Below are 20,258 nucleotides of genomic sequence, written 5' to 3' on the forward strand. Positions count from 1 at the left end.
GGGCATTTTGTCCATATTTGGCGGGAAGTTGAGTAGTCTCATACGATCGCTTCCCGTTGGCGGTGGAACCGTGAAGGGTCGGATTGCGTTTTTCTATCCGTAATGCCCGGGATGATCAGCAGGGAGAGCGTGACGTGACTGCACGGGACGGGCAGGGTCGGTCGGCCGGGAGCAGCAACTGGAGCCGGCGCGGCGTGCTGGCGGGTCTGATCGGGGCGCCGGTCCTGCTGCTGGCGGCCTGCAACGACGACAAGAGCGGCTCGGCCGGGTCCAGCGGCTCCGGCGGCAACGCCGGCTCCGGCGGAACGGCGGGCACCCCGGGCGCCGGCGGTTCGGGCGGGCCGACCACCGCCGCGAGCAGCTCGCCGAAGACCTCGGCCGCCGTCATCACCGTCACCCCCGCCGACGGCGCCACCGGTGCCAGCTTCAGCGACCCGGTCAAGGTCACGGTCGCCAACGGCACCCTGGGCTCGGTCAAGGTCACCGACGCCGCCGGAAAGGCGCTGGCGGGCCGGCTCTCCTCCGACGGCACCGGCTGGACCTCCGCGGCCGCGCCGGCCAGCGGCACCAAGTACACGGTCGCCGCCACCGCCACCGACAAGGACAAGCTGGAGGCGGACGCCAACACCTCCTTCACCACGGCGACCCCGGCCAACACCTTCGTGGGCTACTTCACCCCCGAGGACGGCTCCACCGTCGGCGTCGGCATGCCGGTCTCGATCAACTTCAGCAAGCCGGTCACCGACCGCAAGACCGTCCAGCAGGCGATCACGGTGACAGCCGAGCCGGGCGTCGAGATCGTCGGGCACTGGTTCTCCAGCACCCGTCTCGACTTCCGTCCCCAGGAGTACTGGGCGAAGGGCACCAAGGTCACCGTCCAGCTCCGGCTCAAGGACGTCGAGGGCGCCAAGGGCGTGTACGGCACCCAGTCGAAGGACGTCCGCTTCACCATCGGCCGGGCCCAGACCAGCGTCGCCGACCTCGCCACCAAGAAGCTCACCGTCACCACCGACGGCCAGGTGAGCGCCGTCTACGCGATCTCCGGCGGCGCGCCCGAGTACCGCACCTGGGGCGGCAAGATGGTCATCTCCGAGCAGTTCCAGCAGACCCGGATGAACTCGCAGACCGTCGGCCTCGGCAGCGAGTACGACATCTCCGACGTGCCGCACGCCCAGCGCCTGACCACCTCCGGCACCTTCATCCACGGCAACTACTGGTCGCCGTCCTCGATCTTCGGCGGCCAGAACACCAGCCACGGCTGCGTCGGCCTGAAGGACGCCAAGGGCGGGCAGGACCAGAGCACCGACGGCTACCGGTTCTACAAGAGCTCGATGGTCGGCGACGTGGTCGAGGTCGTGAACTCCGGCGACAAGACCGTCGAGCCGTCCAACGGGTTGAACGGCTGGAACCTGGGCTGGGCGGCCTGGACGGCCGGCAGCGCGATCTGATCCCGAACGGCCCGCAGGCCGGTCCGGCTCCTGCCGGGCCGGCCTGCGCCGTGTCGGTGTGCCCTGCGTCCGGGGCGTGATGCGTCCGGCGTGTGCCGCGTCGCCCGCTGACGGCGCCCGCTCGGGGTGGGCCGGCGCCGAGGGCGCTCGTCCCCGATGGCGCCGGCTCGGGGTGGGCCGGAGCCGAGGGCGCCCGCTCCGGGTGAGCCCGCTCCGGACCGGTGAAAACTTCTCCGGTCCGGGACCGAACCACCCGGACCGGTCGAGGAGTCAGGGGGGTGTGAAACGCGAGCAGAGAGAGTGCCGGGACGCGGAGTTCAGCGCGTTCGTGGTCGGCAACGGCCGACGGCTGGTCCGGCTGGCCGAGTTGCTCACCGGTGACCCGCACCGTGCCTCGGACATCGTGCAGTCGGCGCTGGAACGCGCCTACCGGCACTGGCACCGGATCAGCGCCGACGACCCGACCGCCTATGTGCGCCGGATCGTGGTCAACCAGCACCGCGACTGGTGGCGGCTGCTGCGCAACCGCGAGCTGCCCACCGACCGCGCACCCGACCGGGCCGGTCCGGAGGACCTCGCCGAGCGGCAGGCCCAGCGGGCCGTGCTGCAGCAGGCGCTGGCCGCCCTGACCGGCAGGGAGCGCAGCGTCGTGGTGCTGCGCTACTACGCCGATCTGAGCGAGGCCGGGATCGCCGCCGAGCTGGGCATCGCACCCGGCACGGTGAAGAGCACCCTGCACCGGGCACTGGCGAAGCTGCGCGCACGTCCCGAGCTCGCCGACCGCCTCGGCGGTGCGGCGGGCTGGAACCCCACTGACATCGAGGAGAAGGTGTGAGCTTCGAGACGCGGCTCGGCGAGCTGCTCAACGAGGACGACCGGGAACCGGCCGGACTGGACCCGGGGCGGATCATCGCCCGGTCCCGGCGGCGGCGGAGCCGGCGGGTGGTCGGCGCGGGTGCGGCCGGCCTGGCCGTGGCGCTGGTCTGCGGCGCCGCGGCGGTGACCGTGCAGCACACGGGGGGCGGGGGCGGTGCGGCGGCCGCCCCGGCGCTGCCCGGCACGGCCGCGGCCCCGGCCGCGGCGCCGACCCCGAGTGCGGTGCCCACACCGGGCACCGCGGCGCTGCCGCTCTCCCCGGTCCGGCAGGTGGCGGCCGGCGAGAAGCTGGAGTTCGCCGACGGCGCCAGGATCTGGGTCACCGCGACCGAGAAGTGCGACGAGTACCGGGACCGGAACGGTGTCTGGGGCAGCGGATCGGGCTGCCGCGACTCCACCAGCGACAACCTGGATCACGACAGGCCCAGCATCTACGCCCAGGGGAGCTTCGGCACCGACCGGGTCGTCCTGGCCAGCCTCTACCTGGGCCCGGCCCCGGCCCGGATCGTCGCGTTCCAGAACGGGACGTCGACCGTCGCCACCTTGGTCACCACCGCCGGCATGCAGGGCTGGACCGCGTACTACGTGGTGCTGCCGGGCGAGCCCACGGCCGCGCAGGGCCGATTCGCCACACCCGCCGTCGCCGCGTACGACGCGGAGGGCAAGCTGCTGGCCGAACTGCCGGGGCGCGGCGCGGACGGTGCGGTCCGGAACGCCCCGGCCCACCTCTAGGTCCTCTCTCCCGGCAGATCCGAAAGAGAAGGCCCAGTTCAAGGCGTCGGGGCCTGCGGTCCGGGGGGATCGCAGGCCCCGGCGCCCGGCGCTGTGCGCAGTCCAACGCGATGACCGAAACCCGCCGGACTCGGCGCGGCTTCGGCGGGAGGCTGGGGGCATGACGACCACCGCCCCCGCCCTGACCGTCCGGCCGATCGACCCGGCCGTGCACGCCACCCTGCTGGTCCGCGACGACGCCGGGCGCCCGCCCGTGCGGTCCGTGGACCACGAGGGCGGCGCCCCGCTGCGCTGCTGCCTCAGCCGGGCGCTGCCCGGCGACCGGATCGCCCTCGTCGGCTACGCCCCGCTGCGCCGCTGGGCCGCCGAGACCGGGGTCGACCCGGGTCCGTACGACGAGCTCGGCCCGGTCTTCCTCCACGACGGGCCCTGCCCCGGCGCGGGCTCCGACTGGCCGACCGCGTTCCACGGCGGCGAGCGGGTGCTGCGCGCCTACGACCGCCGAGGGCACGTCCTGGGCGGCGTGACCGTCACCCCCGAGACCGCCGAGGCGGGCGCGGCCGCCCTGCTCGCCGACCCCGAGGTCGCCGTGGTGCACGTCCGCGCGCTGCACTTCGGCTGCTTCATGCACGAAGTCCGGCGGGGCTGAGACCGCGTTCCGGTACGGGGCTGACCGCGGCCGGCGCCGGCCCCGGTCAGCCCCCGGTGCGGGCGACCCCGATCGGGCAGCTGGCACCCGTGCCGCCGAGGCCGCAGTAGCCGTTGGGGTTCCTGGCCTCCGACAGGTACTGCTGGTGGTAGGGCTCGGCGGGGTAGAAGGGGCCCGCCGGGGCGATCTCGGTGGTGATCGACCCGAGGCCGATCGCGGTCAGCGCGGGCTGGAAGGCCTCCCGGGTGGCGGCCGCGGCGGCCGCCTGGGCGGGCGAGTGGGTGTAGACGGCGGAGCGGTACTGGCTGCCCACGTCGTTGCCCTGGCGGTTGCCCTGCGTCGGGTCGTGCGCCTCCCAGAAGGTCTTCAGCAGCCGCTCGTACGTGATCACCGCCGGGTCGAAGACCACCCGGACCGCCTCGGTGTGCCCGGTCCGCCCGCTGCACACCTCCTCGTACGTCGGGTTGGGGGTGTATCCGCCCTGGTAGCCGACCAGGGTCGTCCAGACCCCCGGCAGGCGCCAGAACGTCCGCTCCGCGCCCCAGAAGCAGCCCAGCCCGAAGTCGGCCACCTCCAAGCCCTCGGGGTACGGGCCGGTGAGCGGGTGGCCGAGCACGGTGTGCGGCTCGCGCAGGGTGAAGCCCGGCGCCTCCCGGCCGGGCAGCGCCTGGTCGGCGGGGACGAGCGAGGTCTTGTCGCGGTTGAACAGCACGGCCTGCTCCAGCTGGTCGGGAGGGGTGGTGCAGGTTCCAACGCGAACGGCCGCCCGCGGATTCCTGGGGCCCGGCGGCTTTCCGCCGGGCGCCGCCGCATTCCGGGAGGCACTCCCGGATTCGCCCACTACGCTCGGAGCCATGACCGAGCACCAGCTTCCCCAGGGCTTCGAGACTCTCGCCATCCACGCGGGTCAGGAAGCAGACCCCCAGACCGGGGCCGTCGTCACGCCGATCTACCAGGTGTCCACCTACAAGCAGGACGGGGTGGGCGGCCTGCGGGGCGGATACGAGTACAGCCGCAGCGCCAACCCGACCCGGACCGCGCTGGAGGAGTGCCTCGCGGCGCTGGAGGGCGGCGCCCGCGGCCTCGCCTTCGCCTCCGGCCTCGCCGCCGAGGACACCCTGCTGCGCACCATCCTCAAGCCGGGCGACCACATCGTGATCCCCAACGACGCCTACGGCGGCACCTTCCGGCTCTTCGCCAAGGTGCTGACCCGCTGGGGCGTCGAGTTCTCCGTCGCCAACACCCAGGACCTGGCGACCGTCCGCGAGGCGCTGCGCCCCAACACCCGCGCGGTCTGGGTGGAGACCCCGTCCAACCCGCTGCTGGGCATCACCGACCTGACCGCGCTGGCCGAGATCGCGCACGGCGCCGGCGCGCTGCTGGTGGTCGACAACACCTTCGCCAGCCCGTACCTGCAGCAGCCGATCGCGCTGGGCGCGGACGCGGTCGTGCACTCCACGACCAAGTACATGGGCGGCCACTCGGACGTGGTCGGCGGCGCCCTGGTGCTGGCCGAGGCGGGCCTCGGCGAGGAGGTCGCGTACCACCAGAACGCGATGGGCGCGGTCTCCGGCCCGTTCGACGCCTGGCTGGTCATGCGCGGCATCAAGACCCTCGGTGTCCGGATGGACCGCCACAGCTCCAACGCGGAGAAGGTCGCCGAGCTGCTCGCGGGCCACCCGAAGGTCAGCCAGGTGCTGTACCCGGGCCTGCCCGAGCACCCGGGCCACGACATCGCGGCCAAGCAGATGAAGGCCTTCGGCGGCATGGTCTCCTTCCGTGTCAACGGCGGCGAGGAGGCGGCGGTCGAGGTCTGCAACCGCGCGCGGCTGTTCACCCTCGGCGAGTCGCTGGGCGGCGTCGAGTCGCTGATCGAGCACCCGGGCCGGATGACCCACGCCTCGGTGGCCGGCTCCGCCCTGGAGGTGCCCGCCGACCTGGTGCGCGTCTCGGTGGGCATCGAGTCGATCGACGACCTGCTGGCGGACCTGCAGCAGGCGCTGGGCTAGGTCCGGAAGGGCCTTGGGCCCGGTCGGCCCGCGTCAGTCGCCCGTCCGCCCGGCCGCGTAGGACTCCATCGAGTCGTTGAAGCGGGCCAGCAGCGCGCAGAACGCGCGCTGCTCCTCGGGCGGCCAGTCGGCCACCAGCCGGCGGGCCAACTCGGCCCGGCCGGCCAGCACTTCGGCCAGCCGGCGGGAGCCGAGCGGGGTCAGTGCGAGCCGTACCGCGCGGCGGTCGGCCGGGTCCTGGACCCGGCCGACCAGGCCGGAGGCCACCAGCGGGGCGACCTGCCGGGTGACGGTCGAGGAGTCGACGCCGAGGGCGTCGGCGAGGGCCTTGATGTTGGCGGGCCCGTGCCGCTCCAGGCGGTCGAGCAGGAGGTAGGCGGCCCGGTCCAGGGCGCCCACGCCGTCGGAGGTCCGGACCTGTTCCATCCGGCGGGCGAAGACCGCCAGGTGGTACTGGAGTTGGCTGTGCACGGGGTCGGTGCGGTCGGTGGCCTGGGGCGAGGTCGTCGTCATCGCGGCTCACGATCGTCGTGCGGTGAGGGAGGCTCAGAAGCAGCAGCGTACGCGCGCGGGGCGGGCCCGGGAACAGTCCCGACATCCCCGGTTGGCGGTGACGACCGCCGTAGGCTGGCGCTATGCAGAGCTGGCCGATCACCATCGACGATGTCCGCGGCGCCCAGAAGATGCTCGCCGGGGTCGCCCGGGTGACGCCGATGGAGGGCAGTCGGTACCTCTCCGCGCTGATCGGGTCACCGGTCCACCTGAAGTGCGAGAACCTCCAGCGCACCGGCTCGTTCAAGCTGCGCGGGGCGTACGTGCGGATCGCGGGGCTGTCACCGGTGCAGCGGGCCGGCGGGGTGGTCGCGGCGAGCGCCGGGAACCACGCCCAGGGCGTGGCGCTGGCGGCCGCGCTGCTCGGGGTCCGCTCGACCGTCTTCATGCCGGTGGCCGCGCCGCTGCCCAAGGTCGCGGCGACCCGCGAGTACGGCGCGGAGGTCCGATTGCACGGTGCCACGGTGGACGAGGCGCTGCAGGCCGCGCAGCGGTACGCGGACGCGAGCGGCGCGGTGTTCATCCACCCGTTCGACCACTGGGACGTGGTCACCGGCCAGGCCACCGTCGGCCTGGAGATCCTGGAGCAGTGCCCCGAGGTGCGCACCATCCTGGTGGGGGTGGGAGGCGGCGGGCTGCTGGCGGGGATCGCGGCGGCGGTCAAGCCGCTGCGCCCGGACGTGCGGGTGATCGGGGTGCAGGCGGCGGCCGCGGCCGCGTACCCGCCCTCGCTGGCGGCCGGGCGGCCGGTGACGCTGGAGCACTTCGCGACGATGGCGGACGGGATCATGGTCGGCCGGCCCGGGGACATCCCGTTCGAGGTGGTCAACACCCTGGCCGACGGCATCCGGACGGTCTCCGAGGACTCGCTCTCCCGCGCCCTGCTGCTCGGGCTGGAGCGGCTGAAGCTGGTGGTGGAGCCCGCCGGGGCCAGCCCGATCGCGGCGCTGCTGGAGCAGCCGGAGTCCTTCGAGGGCCCGGTGGTGGCGGTGCTGTCCGGCGGCAACATCGATCCGCAGCTGATGCAGCGGGTGCTGCGGCACGGGCTGGCGGCGGCCGGGCGCTACCTGTCGCTGCGGGTGCGGCTGGCGGACAAGCCGGGTGCGCTGGCGGACCTGCTCGCGGTGCTGACGCGGGTGGACGCCAACGTGCTGGACGTGGCGCACGTCCGGATCGATCCGCAGCTGGGCCTGACCGAGGTCGAGGTGGACCTGCACCTGGAGACCAAGGGGCCGGAGCACTGCGCGGTGGTGGTCGGCGAGCTGCGGGACGCGGGGTTCGTCGTCTCGCGGTAGCGGTAGCGGCAACGGCAACGGGGGGCCGGGCCACGTTGGCGTGGTCTGGATCACATAAACCCCTTGACGCGATATATCGCGAGCTGCCAGGCTCGCGATACATCGTGTTCTTCGTGGCGGGCGGGCCCGTGCGCGCGGAAACCGAGTCGCCCGCATGTCGGTGTTCGGGGCAGAGTGGGACAGATCACCCCATATCGTCCGAGGAGATGAGGCAGGCCCATGCCGCCAGCCATCCAAGCCGAGAACCTGGTGAAGACCTTCGGAGACGTCCGAGCCCTGGACGGCGTCAGCCTCGACGTCCCCGAGGGCACGGTGCTCGGGCTGCTCGGCCCGAACGGCGCGGGCAAGACCACCACCGTGCGCGTCCTCACCACCCTGCTCCAGCCCGACTCCGGCCGCGCGGTGGTGGCCGGGGTCGACGTGCTCAAGCACCCCAACCGGGTCCGCAGCCTGATCGGCCTCTCCGGCCAGTACGCCGCCGTCGACGAGTACCTCACCGGCTTCGAGAACCTGCAGATGGTCGGCGAGCTCTACCAGATGAGCAGCCGCGAGGCGAAGGCCCGGGCGCTGGAGCTGCTGGAGTGGTTCAACCTCGCCGAGGCCAAGGACCGCACCGCCAAGACCTACTCCGGCGGTATGCGCCGCCGGCTCGACCTGGCCGCCGCCCTGGTCGTCCGGCCGCCGGTGATGTTCCTGGACGAGCCGACCACCGGCCTCGACCCGCGCAACCGGCTCGCCCTCTGGGAGGTCATCGAGACCCTGGTCGAGCAGGGCACCACCCTGCTGCTCACCACCCAGTACCTGGAGGAGGCGGACCGCCTCGCCCACGACATCGCCGTGGTCGACCACGGCCGGGTGATCGCCCGGGGCACCGCGGACCAGCTCAAGGCGCAGATCGGCGGTGAGCGGATCGAGGTGGTGGTGCACCGCGCCGACCTGGTCACCGAGGCGGTCACCGCACTGGCCGCGTACGCCAAGGGCGAGGCCGCGGTGGAGAAGAACACCCGGAAGATCACCGTGCCGGTCAGCGGCGGCGCCCGGGTGCTCGCCGACGCGATCCGCGAACTGGACTCCCGCTCGATCGAGATCGACGACATCGGTCTGCGCCGCCCGACCCTCGACGACGTCTTCCTCTCGCTCACCGGCCACGTCACGGAGGCCGAGGAGGAGGAGGGCGCCGCGGGCAAGGGGCGGGGCCGCGGGCCCGGCAGGGGCGGGTCGGGCGACGACGACGGCCAGGGCCCGGACAAGCAGGCCGTCCCGGCCGGCAAGGAGCTGTGAGATGACGACCGCCACCGAGCACGCCATCGGCGGGGCGATCCCCAAGCAGCGCCGGGGGGCGGCCGCCACCCTGCACGACTCCTGGGTCGTCGCCAAGCGCAACCTGCGCCGGATGACCAGGATTCCCGAGATCGTGGTCTTCGGCCTCATGCAGCCGGTGATGTTCGTGCTGCTGTTCTCGTACGTCATGGGCGGGGCCATCCAGATCCCCGGGACGCAGGCCAGCTCGTCCACGTACATCCAGTTCCTGATGGCCGGCATCTTCGCCCAGACGGTCACCTTCGCCACGGCCGGCGCCTCCGCCGGCATCGCGGAGGACATGACCAAGGGCCTGGTCGACCGGTTCCGCTCGCTGCCGATGGCCCGCTCGGCGGTGCTGGTCGGCCGCACCCTCGCGGACCTCTGCCAGACGGCGTTCACCCTGGTGGTGCTGGCGGTGGTCGCGCTGCTGGTCGGCTGGCGGATCCACAACGGCGTGCCGAAGGCGCTGGGCGCGTTCGCGCTGCTGCTCCTGCTCGGCTACGCCTTCTCCTGGATCGGCGCGCTGATCGGCCTCTCGGTGCGCAGCCCGGAGGCGGCCACCTCGGCGGGGCTGATCTGGCTCTTCCCGCTGACGTTCATCTCCAACGCCTTCGTGCCGATCAGCAGCATGCCGGGCTGGCTCCAGGGGATCGCCTACTGGAACCCGTTCAGCGCCACCGTGCAGGCCTGCCGCGACCTGTTCGGCAACCAGGTGGGCCCGGTGGACAGCGCCTGGCCGATGCAGCACGCGGTGCTGGTGTCGGTGCTCTGGTCGCTGGTGATCACCGGGGTGTTCTCCTGGCTGTCGGTGCGCAAGTACCGCTCGGCCTCGGGCTGACCGGCCCGGCGCGGGTACGCGCGAGGGCGGCCGTGGATCCCTCCACGGCCGCCCTCGTCGGTTCTGCGCGGGTCAGCCGGCGTGCGGCTTGACCTCGATGATCTTGACCGAGGCCTGCTTGCCGTTCGGCAGCTCGTAGCTGGCGTCGTCGCCGATCGCCTTGCCGTCGATGGAGCGGCCCAGCGGGGACTGCGGGGAGTAGATGTTCAGGTCGGCGCCGCCGGCCATCTCGCGCGAGCCCAGCAGGAAGGTCATGGTGTCGTCCTCGTCGCCGTCGAAGGCGACCGTGACGACCATGCCCGGGGCCACCACGCCCGAGTCCGCCGGGGCCTCGCCGACCTTCGCGCGCTCCAGGAGCTGGGTGAGCTGGCGGATGCGCAGCTCGTACTTGCCCTGCTCCTCCTTGGCGGCGTGGTAGCCGGCGTTCTCCTTGAGGTCACCCTCTTCGCGTGCCGCCTCGATCTTCTGGGCGATCTCGATGCGCCAGGGGCCGGTCAGATGCTCCAGCTCGGCCTTGAGCTGGTCGTAGCCGGACTGAGTGAGCCAGGTCACGTGGTCGCTGGTCTGGGTCACGGGTGCTCCTCGTAGGTGCTGGGGCTGTGCTGAGGGTGTGAGTCGTCAGCAGGGGGTGTGGTGGTGATATCGGTCTTAACTACAAAGCAACGCCCGCTCCCGTACCATCCGGTGCGAGAGGGGCGAAACCACGAGCCTAACAACTCCCGCCGACAAGCGGGAGAGTCGTTGGCGTGCCATTGACGACGGCATTGCGCCAAGGTGTACAGGACGGGCGGGTCGGACTTCCTGAACCGATTCCCGCTCCCCGGATCGAATATGCGCCGGGGCGGGCCGCAACCGCCACCGAATACCCGGCCTGGACCTTGGGCCTGCCAGCTGGCCGGGGCCGGGACGGGCGGGTCGGCCGGTTGTCCGGGACCGGGGCGGGCTACTAGGCCGGGGCTGGCCCGGCTACTTGGCCGGGGTGCACCCCAGCAGCTCGGCGGTGGTGCCGCGAGCGGTGGTCCGCAGGCTCACCCAGGCGTCGTAGCTGTCGTGCTCGGCCGGGACGGGGAAGTCGGCCACCCCGACCACCGCACCGTCCGCGCTCTGCGAGCGGACGGTACAGCTGCCCGCGGTGCCGTCGCTCTTGCGGACGGCCAGGTGCAGCTTCACCTCGGAGTCCGAGACCGCCTGGAAGGTCGGGACGCTGCCGTTGATGGTGGTCTCGCGGATCAGGTACGAGCCGCCCAGCCAGGCCACCAGGCCGAGCGCCAGGACGGCGACGACCGCGCCCACCACCTTGAGCCGCCGGTCCGCCTCGCGGTCGCTGCGCCGGCCGTAGCGGCCCTCGGGCAACTGCGGGGCGGTGGTACCTGCGCTCATCGGGCTCAGTCCTCTCCTCGGAGGGCCGCCAGGTGGTGCGGGGGAATGTAAGGCTCCTCCAGTCCGTCACTATAGGAGGGGCACGCCCGCGGCCGGTTCGGCGGGGGCGGGGCTCGGCCGTGTCGGTGGCATCTCCGGTGGCCGGTCCCGCGGCGACGCGGTCCCCGAACCGAGCGGCTGGGACGATGGGCAGGCCGGAGCGACGGCAGGCCCGGACATTGGTGGAAGGAACGCAGGCGTTGACTGAGCAGTTGCGACTGATGGCGGTGCACGCCCACCCGGACGACGAGTCCAGCAAGGGCGCGGCGACCATGGCCATGTACGTCGAGCAGGGGGTGGACGTACTGGTGGCAACCTGCACCGGGGGGGAGCGCGGGTCGGTCCTCAACCCGAAGCTGCAGGGGCGTCCGGAGATCGAGGAGAACATCCACGAGGTCCGGCGCAAGGAGATGGACGAGGCCCGCGCGATCCTCGGGGTCAAGCAGGCCTGGCTGGGGTTCGTCGACTCCGGCCTGCCCGAGGGGGACCCGCTGCCCCCGCTGCCCGAGGGCTGTTTCGGGCTGAAGGACGTCAAGGAGGCGGCCGAGCCGCTGGTCCGGCTGATCCGGGAGTTCAAGCCGCAGGTCATCACGACCTACGACGAGAACGGCGGCTACCCGCACCCCGACCACATCATGACCCACAAGATCACCATGCTGGCCTTCGACGCCGCCGGGGACCCGGACGCCTACCCGGAGGCCGGCGAGCCCTGGCAGCCGCTGAAGCTCTACTACAACCACGGCTTCCCGATGGGCCGCATCCGCGCGCTGCACGCGTACCTCAGCGAGAACGGCCACGAGTCGCCCTACGGCGAGTGGATCGAGGGCTGGGAGAAGAGCGGCCGCAAGGAGCGCGAGATCACCACCCGGGTCCGCTGTGACGACTGGTTCGAGACCCGGGACCGCGCGCTGATCGCGCACGCCACCCAGATCGACCCGGACGGGCCGTGGTTCCGCGTCCCGCTGGAGGTCCAGCGCGAGGTCTGGCCGACCGAGGACTACGAGCTGGCCCGCACCCTGATCGACGCCGACCTGCCGGAGGACGACCTGTTCGCCGGCCTGCGCACCCCCAGCCTGGCGGCCGAGGCCGCCGACACGCGCGACTGACCCACCCCCGGTGGCCCGGCTCCCCGTGAGCCGGGCCACCATGGAGAGATGAGCACCCCCGTGAACCTCACCAGCCTCGCCGCCGACCTCGTCCCCGACGAGAAGGTGACCCCGGGCCTCCTGGGCTTCGTGGTCTTCGCCGCCCTCGGCGTCGCCACGTGGTTCCTGGTCAAGTCCATGAACAAGCAGTTCAAGCGCGTGAACTTCGTCGAGGAGCCGGAGACCCCGAAGGAGTGACGGCGTCCGCCTGACCGGACGGGCGGCCGCCGCCCCGGCCCCACCCGGGTACACGCCGGTGCGAACCCGGAGGAAGCGGCCGGCGCCGGCGACGATCGGCACCGGCATGCGGGCGGGCGCCCAGCGCGAGGTGCGGACTCCACCACGGCGGCACCACCCGGCAAATCCGGGCCACCGCCTGACGGCGGCAGCCCGGACCACACCAGGACCTTCATCGGCCTTCTACAGGTAGGTGTCCTGGTGCTGCGGCGCGGGCCACTGGGACTGGGGCGGCGACTGCGGCGATCCCGTCGTGCCTGCGTGGTGCCGACCGGTGGGTTGGGTGGTTGTGCGTTCGGGGCGCACGGGCCACCACAGGCTGCGGCCGAGGATCGCGGCCAGGGCGGGCACCAGCACGATGGACAGCAGGAACGCGGAGAGCAGGATGCCGAGCGCGGTGGCGAAGCCGATCTGCTGGGTGGAGGGCTGCGGGGTCGCCGCGAGGCTGCCGAAGGAGCCGGCCAGGACGAGGCCCGCCGTCGCGATGGCCGGGGCGGTGTGCCGCAGGGCGCGCGCGACCGCGGCCCGGGGCGGCCCGGGGTGTTCCATCTCCTCCCGGATCCGGTCGCTGATCAGGATGTTGTAGTCGGTGCCGAGCGCGACCACGAACAGGAACAGGACCAGCGGCAGCGTGAAGTTGACGCCCGGCTTGTCCATTGCGTGCTGGAACAGCAGGGCGGCCGCGCCGAGGGTGGCCGCGAAGCCGAGGCCGACGGAGACCATCAGGATCACCGGTGCGAGCAGGCTGCGCAGCAGCAGGAGCAGGATCACGCCGATCAGTACCGCCGCGACCGGGAAGACCAGTCGGAGGTCGTGGTCGACGGCGGTGGAGACGTCGGCGAAGACGGCCGGGGTGCCGCCGACGTGCGCGGTCAGGTCGGCGGGTGCGCTCTGGGCGACGGCTGCGCGGAGCGGGCCGGAGACCAGGTCACGGGCCTGCTGGGACTGCGGGTCCGCGGTGAGGAACAGGTCGATCCGCGCGGCCTGCCGGTCCTCGCTCAGGACCGGCTTGGCCACCTGGCCGACCCCGGCGACCCGGGTGAGGTGCTGGGTCAGGCCGTCGAGCGAGCCGGGGGAGAGCGGACCGGCGTTCTTGGTTTCGACGTAGACGCTGGTCGGGTCGGCCACGCCGGCGGGCAGGGCGCGGGAGATCTCGAGGGCGGTGCTCTGGGACGCGGTGCGGGGGCCGCCGCCCAGGCCGTAGTCCATCTTGATCCCGGCCAGCCCGCCGGCCAGGGCGCCCAGGAGGGCGAGCGAGGCGAGGACCATGGTCAGCGGCCGGCGGGCCACCAGGTTGCCGAACCGGGCCGCGGTGCCCTCGCGGGGTTCGGCCTTGAGGGCGCGTGAGGGCCAGAAGAGCTTGCGCCCGCAGGCCGCGAGCACGGCGGGCATCAGGGTGAGGCTGGCCAGCAGCATGACCAGGACCGAGACCGCGACGGCCGGGCCGAGCACCCGGAACTGTCCGAAGCTGGCGACCCCGAGGGTGGCGAAGGCGGCGACGATGGTCAGCGCGGCCGAGGTGATCGCGGTGCCGACCTTCTGACTGACCTCGGCGGCGATGGAGCGGTGGTGGCGATCAGGTCGGGCCCGCAGCTGTTCGCGGAAACGGAACATCAGGAACAGGAAGTAGTCGATGCCGATGCCCAGGAGCACCACGGTGATGAGGCTCGGTACGGAGGGGTCGAGCTTGATGCCGGTGAGCATCGCCGTGCCCACGACCGCGCCGGCGGCCACGCCGCTGATGAGGGCCATCGAGACCAGCGGCAGCAGGGCGGCCAGGACGCTGCGGAACACGAGGATGTGGAGCAGCACGATCAGGGCGACGGAGCAGGCGGAGGCGATGGCCGCGAGGGTCTTCCCGTCGTCGGCGGAGTCGACCTGGTCGGCGAGTGCTCCGGTGAAGCCGGTTCGCAGGCCCTGGGTGGCGAACTCCGCCCGGGCGTTGTCCCGGAACGCCCGGAAGGTGTCCGCCAGGCCCGGGTCGGCGGAGTTTCCGGTGAGGTTGGCGGAGAGCAGCTCGAAGGTTCCGTCGGGTGCCGTCATGGCCGGACCGACCTGAGGGATCTGCGAGTAGTCCCGCTGGAGGGGCGCCGCGTCCTTGGACTTGGGCATGGTGACCTTCAAGCGGCTCAGCCGCTTCGCCCCGGCGTCGATCTGCTCGTGGTCCGTGGGGGTCAGCGCCCGGCCGTCGGTCCGCGCGACCAGGATGGTCACCGGGTTGGCGTCGGGCTTCGCCCCGAAGCGGTCGTGGGCGATCTTCATGGCGGCGGCCGAGTCGTAGCTCTTCGGCAGGAAGTCGGCCGTCTGCGTTTGGGTCACCCGGTAGATCAAGGTCTGGCTCAGGACGGTCAGGAGCATTCCCAGGACCGCCCATACGGCGATTACCTTCCACGGATTCCTGGTGGAGAATCCGGTCAGGGCGCGGATCACGATGTCCTCCGGCTGTGGTGCTGTAGCCGGGGAGTTCCGGCACGTCTCCAGACCATCACGGCGTACCGGGCGTTCTCGTCCGAGCGGGGGAGGAGAACGCCGTCGGGAGCTGGGCCCGGTACACGGCCCGGACCAGGACCACGGTCCTGGTCCGAGGTCGGCCCCCGGGTGCCTGCCCGGGGCCGGGGGCCGCTGCGAGAATGGACCGCGGGCGCTTCCCCCCGGGGACCTCTGGCCGTTGCGGGAACGGCACCTGGCTCACGGACGACGGTCGCGGGTGAACCGGCGAAGGCCGCCGCCCGGGTGGCGGCCAGCCTGCCGGTGGCGCCGGCCGGCGGAGAGGAACGGTTCGGATGACGCGGTCCCCGGAGCGGATCAGGGTGCTGATCGCGGACGACCAGCCGCTGGTGCGGCGGGGCCTGGCCCTGATCCTGGCCCCCGACCCCGGGTTCGAGGTGGTGGCCGAGGCGGACGACGGGCAGCAGGCGGTCGACCTCGCGCAGACAGGCGTGGACGGGTGTCCCGGCACCCTGTACGCGCGAGGGGTGGGTCAGCGGCAGAGGGCCGCGTCCAGGGCGTCCGTCATGTGCTGCGCGCCGACCCCGCCCGGGATGGTGGTGACCGTGATGGCGGCGGCGCGACCGTCGTCGGTGATCCCGTTGCGGGAGCGGTAGCCGGCGGTGGTCCCGCCGTGGCCCCAGGAGAGGCCGCCACAGGAGAGCGGCTTGCTCTGTACGCCCAGCCCGTAGCGGACCCCCGGGCCCAGGAGCTCGGCGGGGACGGTGGTGCGCATCTCGGCCAACTGCGCCGCGGGCAGGAGCCGGCCGCCGAGGAGTGCGGCGTAGAACGAGTTGAGATCGGTGTTGGTGGAGACGATCGCCCCCGCCGCCCAGGCCGCCGAGGAGTCCATCTCGGTGTAGTCGATCGGAGGCGCGTCCGGCGAGCTGCGGTAGTAGCCGTGAGGGTGGGCCTCGTGGATGCGGGTGTCCCCGGGAACGGGGAAGTAGGTGTGGCGCAGGCCGATGCGGTCGATGACGCGCTTGGTGATCTCCTCGCCGACGGGTCGTCCGGTGACCTTCTGGACGAGGAGTCCGGCGACGATGTAGTTGGTGTTGCTGTACTCCCAGCTGGCACCCGCGGGGAAGCGGGCCTTCTGGGCGAGGGCGCTGTCGAGGAGGTCGCGGGGCTCGAAGTAGCGGTACTGGATCGTGGTGAAGTCCGGGAGTGCGGGGGTTTCCATGTAGTCGGGCAGGCCGCTGGTGTGCTGGAGCAGCTGACGGACGGTGATGTCGCGTCCGTCGATGCCGTCGCCGCGCAGCAGGCCGGGGAGGTAGGTCTCGACGGACGCGTCGAGGCCCACCTTTCCTTCGGCGACGAGCTGGAGGACGACGACGGCGGTGAAGGCCTTGGTGTTGCTGCCGGCGCGTATCTGCCCGTCCACGGGGACCTTGGCTCCGGTGGCGAGGTCGCCGACGCCGGCGGTGTAGCTGCGGGTGCGGCCGTCGCGGCCCTTGACGGAGGCCAGCGCGGCGGGCACGCCGTCGTCCTTCACCAGGGCGCTCAGGTCCGACTGGACGCTGTCCGGCCTACCGCCCGCGAACGCCGTGGTCGGTGCCAGTGCCCCGGCCGCCACGGCGCAGGCGGCCACGGCCACCGCCAACCCGCGCCGTACGCGGCGGCGTCGGTCGGCCCGGTTGTGCTGTACGTGCTCGTTCACGAGGGAACTCATTTACTGGAGGGGGAATTGGCAGGGTGTGCGGGTTCTGCGCGCAGGTGCGCGCAGAACCCGCTGGTCGTACCGGTGCAGACGCTCAGGCCGGATCGGGGAGGGTCAGCGGCACAGGGTGGAGTCCACCGTGGCCCCCACGCGCTGCTTGGCCACGTCACCCGGGATCATGGTCACCGCGATGCTGACGGCGCGGCCGTCATCGGTGGCGCCCCCGGCGGTCTCGTAGCCCGGAATGGTCCCGCCGTGGCCCCAGTACTGGCCGCCGCACGACAGTGGCAGGCTCATCAGGCCCAGCCCGTAGCGGACGCCCGGACCCACCTCGTCGGCGGCAACCGTGGTGCGCATCTGGGCGAGTTGGGCCGCCGGGAGGAGCCGGCCGCCGAGGAGCGCGGTGAAGAACGAGTTGAGATCGGTGTTGGTGGAGACGACGGCGCCCGCCGCCCAGCCCCAGGACGGGTCCAGTTCGGTGTAGTCGCGGAGCGAGCCGTCGGCCTCCCGGTTGTAACCCTTGGGGTGGGCCTCGTGGATGCCGGTTTCCCCGGGGGTGGGGAAGTAGGTGTGGCGCAGGCCGATGCGGTCGACGATGCGCCGGTTGATCTCCTCACCGAGCGGCCGCCCGGTGACCTTCTGGATGATCAGGCCCGCCATCAGGTAGTTGGTGTTGCAGTACTCCCAGCGCGTGCCCGGGGCGAAATGAGCCTTCTGGGCGAGGGCCGCGTCCAGCAGTTCGCGCGGTTCGTAGTACCGCTTCGGACTGGTGAGGATCGAGTCCTTGTCGACGTATTCGGGAAGACCGCTGGTGTGCTGGAGCAGCTGACGGACGGTGATGTTGCGTCCGTCGATGCCGTCGCCGCGCAGCAGGCCCGGCAGGTAGGTCTCGACGGGGGAGTCCAGGCCCACCTTTCCTTCGGCGACGAGCTGGAGGACGACGACGGCGGTGAAGGCCTTGGTGTTGCTGCCGATCCGTATCTGCCCGTCCACGGGGACCTTGGCTCCGGTGGCGAGGTCGCCGACGCCGGCGGTGTAGCTGCGGGTGCGGCCGTCGCGGCCCTTGACGGAGGCCAGCGCGGCGGGCACGCCGTCGTCCTTCACCAGCGCGTTCAGGCTCGACTGGACGCTGTCCGGCCTACCGCCCGCGAACGCCGCGGTCGGTGCCAGCGCCCCGGCCGCCATGACCCCGGCGGCCACGGCGGTCACGACCGCCACCGCCCGGTGCCGGCCGCCCCGGCGGGAGCGCGGGAAGCGGCTGTGCGGTGCATGCTCGTACACGAGAGGACCCCTCCGATGAATGGCGCCGGTGATTCCCGGCCTTGATCAAGAGGACCATTCGGGGGCAGGGGAGTTCGTCCGCACCCAGGACGAAACCGCGCCCGGGAGCAGACTCCGGGAGCGGGCCCCGGCCAGGACCGTACTCCTGGCCACCGGTGCCGATCGGCCGACTGCTTCCCGGATGGCAGTTGCAGTGCCTGCGCCCCGGCTCGTGGGACGATGCAGGTATGAACCGACTCGCGGGCGCGACGTCGCCGTACCTGCAGCAGCACGCCGACAATCCCGTGGACTGGTGGGAGTGGGGGCCGGAGGCCTTCGAGGAGGCGCGCCAGCGGGGGGTGCCGGTGCTGTTGAGCGTCGGGTACGCCGCCTGCCACTGGTGCCAATGAACTTACACAACCAGGTAGTCCTGACCTGGGGTGTTGCCAGGGGGTAGTCGCATGGACACGTACGATGAGGAGCTGAACGCGAGTATCGACGCTTGGGTGGAGGCCGAACTGGCTGCCTCGCCCGAGTGGGGGCCCGAGAAGTACGCCGCCATCCGCCAGCGCTTGGAGGACAGCGCACCCGCTGCCGCTGCTGAGGAGTAGGGGGCACCGCCGCAGACTGCGGTTCACACAACAGTGCCGTGGGCGAGGATCGATCGGTCCTCGCCCACGGCACTGTTGTGTGAACCGGCGGCGGGTATCGGCGAGCCTGGCTCAGCCGGCCCGCAGGGTGCCCGCCACGCTCAAGCGATGGGGCGGCACGGAGCAGTCCACAAGGCAGCGGCGACCTGCACCCAGCCGTGATCCCTCTTGCTGTCGACGCGCGCTTCTTCCGCCACCACGTAGCCGTGCTCCTCCAGCTGCTGCACCGCGGCCTCCCTGGGCAGCACCGGAACTTCCTCGCCTTCGAGGTCGATCATGTAGCGGCCCGGGTCCTCCGGCCCGGGGACGACGAGCGTGTCCGCAGCGCCGAGATCGACCGGCCCGACCACGACTTCGGGCCCCGGCGCGATGACTTCCAACACCCATCGCCCGCGGAAGGCCGACACCTCGGCGCCGTAGAGCGCCGGGAGGCCGACGTGGGCGGGATGGGCTTCGGGCACCGGGGGCTCCTCTGACACGTTCAACACCTTCCCGCCGACCGTAACGCACCGGTGTGACACCGCCCTGGCCGTTGTACCGGCGGTGTCGCCGATCACCAGAGGCTCAGTGGGCGCCCCTCCGCGATCACCGCTTCGACCCGCGCGGCGATCTCCGCTTCGGACTTGCCGGCCGCCAGACTGGCGCGGATCGCGGCGCCGATCGCACGGGATCGGCCGGCGGGGCCGCGCAGATCCGCCAGCGGACTGCCCGGGTCGCGCCGTCGGGCCACCCACTCGGCCCGGTTCTCCGCCGCCGTGCCCAGCCGAAGGTGCGCGGGCTGCTGGCAGGAGTGGTTGTCGCAGGTGTGGCAGACGGTCAGATCGTTGCCCCACCCCAGCCGCGGAATGACGCCGTGCGCGAGCTGATACCCGTACAGGTGCCCGGGCACCGTGCCCCGCCGCGTCCGGCCAGGCCGCGAGGTGGCGCGGAAAGTGGCATGCCCGGTGCTGGAGATCCCACCGGTGAAGAACCAGCACCCCGTGGCCGGGGCCCGATAGACCTTCGCCCAGTACCGGGCCTGGACAGACTCATCAGCCAACCATGCAGCCCACTCAACCGCAGCTATTCGCACCGGTGTTGGGTCGCCGAGAAGGGAGAGCTGCTCGTCAACGCGAACGGGCCCGGACCCCTTCACCGCAGCAAGCGGGAAGAGTCCGGGCCCAGGGCCGCCGTTCTCAGCCGGCATCGGCCAGGCCGCCCTCCAAGGTGGAGGCCAGAGCGGGGGCAGAAGGTGCCGTGGAAGCGGCGCCGGCCTGCCTGGCGCGACGGACGGGGCGCGGGCGCTCGGCACGGGCGCGCAGCTCCTCGATCACCTCCTTCGCGCGAGCTGCGGTAACAGGCTTCGCCTCACGCTCCAGCTCTTCCGCCGTGACGTCGAGCAGCTGCGCGACCAACTCGGCGTCGTTGTTGAACAGCCGAAGGACGGCTGCGGCAGCCTCCCGCGCCGCGACCTCGGCGGCATCCTTCGCCTTCGCCGCTGTCACTGCGGCCTCTCGCGTCGCCAGAGCGTTGGCCGCTGCGAGCTCCCGCGTCCGGGCCTGGATCTCCTCGACCGCGCGAACCCGCCGCCGCAGTTCCGCCGCGCTCACCGAAGCCGTCGAAGTCGTACCCACCCGTTCCCCATCCCAGCTAGATCCGTGCTTGCCGCGCGCACCGTAAGCACGAGTCCGCAGACGCCTCAAATCCCGCTAACAGGAAG

21 protein-coding genes and 1 pseudogene are annotated in these 20,258 nt (G+C 72.3%); 12 read left to right on the top strand and 10 right to left on the bottom strand.

Annotation, left to right across the window (positions count from 1 at the left end):
- The first annotated feature begins 134 nt into the window (after window positions 1–134).
- From ACIGZJ_RS19550 to ACIGZJ_RS19565, 4 genes are all read left to right on the top strand, one after another.
- On the top strand, window positions 135–1,448 hold the full coding sequence (locus ACIGZJ_RS19550; protein WP_396458356.1) for an Ig-like domain-containing protein: 1,314 nt from the start codon (window positions 135–137) through the stop codon (window positions 1,446–1,448).
- A gap of 280 nt (window positions 1,449–1,728) precedes the next feature.
- Complete coding sequence (locus ACIGZJ_RS19555) at window positions 1,729–2,283, top strand: SigE family RNA polymerase sigma factor (RefSeq protein WP_396458357.1); 555 nt, start codon at window positions 1,729–1,731, stop codon at window positions 2,281–2,283.
- Window positions 2,280–3,056, top strand: a complete 777-nt coding sequence (locus ACIGZJ_RS19560) for a hypothetical protein (RefSeq protein WP_396458358.1) — start codon at window positions 2,280–2,282, stop codon at window positions 3,054–3,056. The genes ACIGZJ_RS19555 and ACIGZJ_RS19560 overlap by 4 nt, the downstream gene beginning before the upstream one ends.
- Before the next feature lie 160 nt (window positions 3,057–3,216).
- Entirely contained in the window at window positions 3,217–3,705 is a 489-nt protein-coding gene (locus tag ACIGZJ_RS19565) for a DUF1203 domain-containing protein (protein ID WP_396458359.1), read from the top strand.
- A gap of 46 nt (window positions 3,706–3,751) precedes the next feature.
- Here the strand turns inward: ACIGZJ_RS19565 and msrA are convergent, their stop codons facing one another.
- Window positions 3,752–4,417: a peptide-methionine (S)-S-oxide reductase MsrA gene (gene msrA, locus ACIGZJ_RS19570; protein ID WP_396458360.1), complete on the bottom strand. Its 666-nt coding sequence runs from the start codon at window positions 4,415–4,417 to the stop codon at window positions 3,752–3,754.
- A gap of 142 nt (window positions 4,418–4,559) precedes the next feature.
- Here msrA and ACIGZJ_RS19575 point away from each other — a divergent pair, with 142 nt between their 5' ends.
- The gene (locus ACIGZJ_RS19575; protein ID WP_396458361.1) at window positions 4,560–5,714 is read left to right on the top strand and encodes a cystathionine gamma-synthase; all 1,155 of its coding nucleotides are present in this window, start codon (window positions 4,560–4,562) and stop codon (window positions 5,712–5,714) included.
- A gap of 33 nt (window positions 5,715–5,747) precedes the next feature.
- Here the strand turns inward: ACIGZJ_RS19575 and ACIGZJ_RS19580 are convergent, their stop codons facing one another.
- Complete coding sequence (locus ACIGZJ_RS19580; protein ID WP_396458362.1) at window positions 5,748–6,227, bottom strand: MarR family winged helix-turn-helix transcriptional regulator; 480 nt, start codon at window positions 6,225–6,227, stop codon at window positions 5,748–5,750.
- Between the two features lie 122 nt (window positions 6,228–6,349).
- Here ACIGZJ_RS19580 and ilvA point away from each other — a divergent pair, with 122 nt between their 5' ends.
- From ilvA to ACIGZJ_RS19595, 3 genes are all read left to right on the top strand, one after another.
- Entirely contained in the window at window positions 6,350–7,561 is a 1,212-nt protein-coding gene (ilvA, locus tag ACIGZJ_RS19585) for a threonine ammonia-lyase (RefSeq protein WP_396458363.1), read from the top strand.
- 219 nt (window positions 7,562–7,780) lie between these two features.
- A complete protein-coding gene (locus ACIGZJ_RS19590; protein ID WP_396458364.1) occupies window positions 7,781–8,842 on the top strand; it encodes an ATP-binding cassette domain-containing protein in 1,062 nt (353 codons plus the stop codon).
- A gap of 1 nt (window position 8,843) precedes the next feature.
- Window positions 8,844–9,701: an ABC transporter permease gene (locus ACIGZJ_RS19595; RefSeq protein ID WP_396458366.1), complete on the top strand. Its 858-nt coding sequence runs from the start codon at window positions 8,844–8,846 to the stop codon at window positions 9,699–9,701.
- A gap of 72 nt (window positions 9,702–9,773) precedes the next feature.
- On the opposite strand, the gene greA is transcribed toward ACIGZJ_RS19595, so the two are convergent.
- Both greA and ACIGZJ_RS19605 read right to left on the bottom strand, forming a co-directional pair.
- Complete coding sequence (greA, locus tag ACIGZJ_RS19600) at window positions 9,774–10,274, bottom strand: transcription elongation factor GreA (protein WP_387944600.1); 501 nt, start codon at window positions 10,272–10,274, stop codon at window positions 9,774–9,776.
- 393 nt (window positions 10,275–10,667) lie between these two features.
- The gene (locus ACIGZJ_RS19605; RefSeq protein ID WP_392928668.1) at window positions 10,668–11,081 is read right to left on the bottom strand and encodes a DUF4307 domain-containing protein; all 414 of its coding nucleotides are present in this window, start codon (window positions 11,079–11,081) and stop codon (window positions 10,668–10,670) included.
- Window positions 11,082–11,320: 239 nt separating this feature from the next.
- On the opposite strand from ACIGZJ_RS19605, the gene mca reads away from it, so the two are divergent.
- Both mca and ACIGZJ_RS19615 read left to right on the top strand, forming a co-directional pair.
- Window positions 11,321–12,226, top strand: a complete 906-nt coding sequence (gene mca, locus ACIGZJ_RS19610; RefSeq protein ID WP_396458367.1) for a mycothiol conjugate amidase Mca — start codon at window positions 11,321–11,323, stop codon at window positions 12,224–12,226.
- A gap of 48 nt (window positions 12,227–12,274) precedes the next feature.
- Window positions 12,275–12,463, top strand: coding sequence for a hypothetical protein (locus ACIGZJ_RS19615; protein ID WP_396458369.1), 189 nt, complete (start codon window positions 12,275–12,277; stop codon window positions 12,461–12,463).
- A 222-nt stretch (window positions 12,464–12,685) separates the two neighbouring features.
- Here the strand turns inward: ACIGZJ_RS19615 and ACIGZJ_RS19620 are convergent, their stop codons facing one another.
- The 3 genes from ACIGZJ_RS19620 to ACIGZJ_RS19630 all read right to left on the bottom strand — a co-directional run bounded on the left by ACIGZJ_RS19620 (window position 12,686) and on the right by ACIGZJ_RS19630 (window position 17,930).
- Complete coding sequence (locus ACIGZJ_RS19620) at window positions 12,686–14,860, bottom strand: MMPL family transporter (protein ID WP_396458370.1); 2,175 nt, start codon at window positions 14,858–14,860, stop codon at window positions 12,686–12,688.
- Window positions 14,861–15,482: 622 nt separating this feature from the next.
- Entirely contained in the window at window positions 15,483–16,649 is a 1,167-nt protein-coding gene (locus tag ACIGZJ_RS19625; RefSeq protein ID WP_396458371.1) for a serine hydrolase domain-containing protein, read from the bottom strand.
- Between the two features lie 114 nt (window positions 16,650–16,763).
- Window positions 16,764–17,930 (bottom strand): serine hydrolase domain-containing protein, encoded by a 1,167-nt coding sequence (locus ACIGZJ_RS19630; protein WP_396458372.1) that lies wholly within the window; start codon window positions 17,928–17,930, stop codon window positions 16,764–16,766.
- Window positions 17,931–18,157: 227 nt separating this feature from the next.
- Between ACIGZJ_RS19630 and ACIGZJ_RS19635 the strand changes: the two are divergent.
- Window positions 18,158–18,313 (top strand): annotated as a pseudogene (locus ACIGZJ_RS19635) (DUF255 domain-containing protein); the annotation flags it as partial.
- A 57-nt stretch (window positions 18,314–18,370) separates the two neighbouring features.
- Window positions 18,371–18,520, top strand: coding sequence for a hypothetical protein (locus tag ACIGZJ_RS19640; RefSeq protein WP_199840497.1), 150 nt, complete (start codon window positions 18,371–18,373; stop codon window positions 18,518–18,520).
- 140 nt (window positions 18,521–18,660) lie between these two features.
- On the opposite strand, the gene ACIGZJ_RS19645 is transcribed toward ACIGZJ_RS19640, so the two are convergent.
- From ACIGZJ_RS19645 to ACIGZJ_RS19655, 3 genes are all read right to left on the bottom strand, one after another.
- On the bottom strand, window positions 18,661–19,020 hold the full coding sequence (locus ACIGZJ_RS19645; RefSeq protein ID WP_159040783.1) for a hypothetical protein: 360 nt from the start codon (window positions 19,018–19,020) through the stop codon (window positions 18,661–18,663).
- Between the two features lie 92 nt (window positions 19,021–19,112).
- Window positions 19,113–19,448 carry a hypothetical protein gene (locus ACIGZJ_RS19650; RefSeq protein WP_396458373.1) on the bottom strand — a complete coding sequence of 112 codons (336 nt, stop codon included), beginning with the start codon at window positions 19,446–19,448 and terminating at the stop codon, window positions 19,113–19,115.
- A 286-nt stretch (window positions 19,449–19,734) separates the two neighbouring features.
- Complete coding sequence (locus tag ACIGZJ_RS19655) at window positions 19,735–20,148, bottom strand: hypothetical protein (protein WP_053684196.1); 414 nt, start codon at window positions 20,146–20,148, stop codon at window positions 19,735–19,737.
- Window positions 20,149–20,258: the final 110 nt, after the last annotated feature.

It is taken from the genome of Kitasatospora sp. NPDC052868 (assembly GCF_044547105.1).
Classification (GTDB): domain Bacteria; phylum Actinomycetota; class Actinomycetes; order Streptomycetales; family Streptomycetaceae; genus Kitasatospora.